General features: G+C 40.9%; 2 tRNA genes. Both read left to right on the top strand.

Annotated elements, in window-relative coordinates:
* Positions 1–117 precede the first annotated feature (117 nt).
* Positions 118–194, top strand: a tRNA-Ile gene (locus tag CD127_RS11500).
* Positions 195–212: 18 nt separating this feature from the next.
* Positions 213–288 (top strand) — tRNA-Ala (locus CD127_RS11495).
* Positions 289–511: the final 223 nt, after the last annotated feature.

Genomic DNA, 511 nt, shown 5'->3' with positions numbered 1-511 from the left:
GCGGCTGGATCACCTCCTTTCTAAGGATATATTCGGAACATCTCGCAGAGATGACGGAATAACGTGACATATTGTATTCAGTTTTGAATGTTTATTATAAATATTCTTTCATTTAATGGGCCTGTAGCTCAGCTGGTTAGAGCGCACGCCTGATAAGCGTGAGGTCGGTGGTTCGAGTCCACTCAGGCCCACCATTAAATACAATGAATATTGGGGGCTTAGCTCAGCTGGGAGAGCGCCTGCTTTGCACGCAGGAGGTCAGCGGTTCGATCCCGCTAGTCTCCACCATTATTTAAGATAATTAATTGTACATTGAAAACTAGATAAGTAAGTAAATTAGATTTTACCAAGCAAAACTGAGTGAATAGAGTTTTAAATAAGCTTGAATTCATAAAAAATAATCGCTAGTGTTCGGAAGAACACTCACAGATTAATAACTATATTAGATTAAGTTATTAAGGGCGCACGGTGGATGCCTTGGCACTAGAAGCCGATGAAGGACGTTACTAAC

This window comes from Staphylococcus petrasii, assembly GCF_002902565.1.
In the GTDB taxonomy this organism is placed as follows: Bacteria; Bacillota; Bacilli; order Staphylococcales; family Staphylococcaceae; genus Staphylococcus; species Staphylococcus petrasii.
This window is presented reverse-complemented; position numbering and strand designations above follow the sequence as displayed.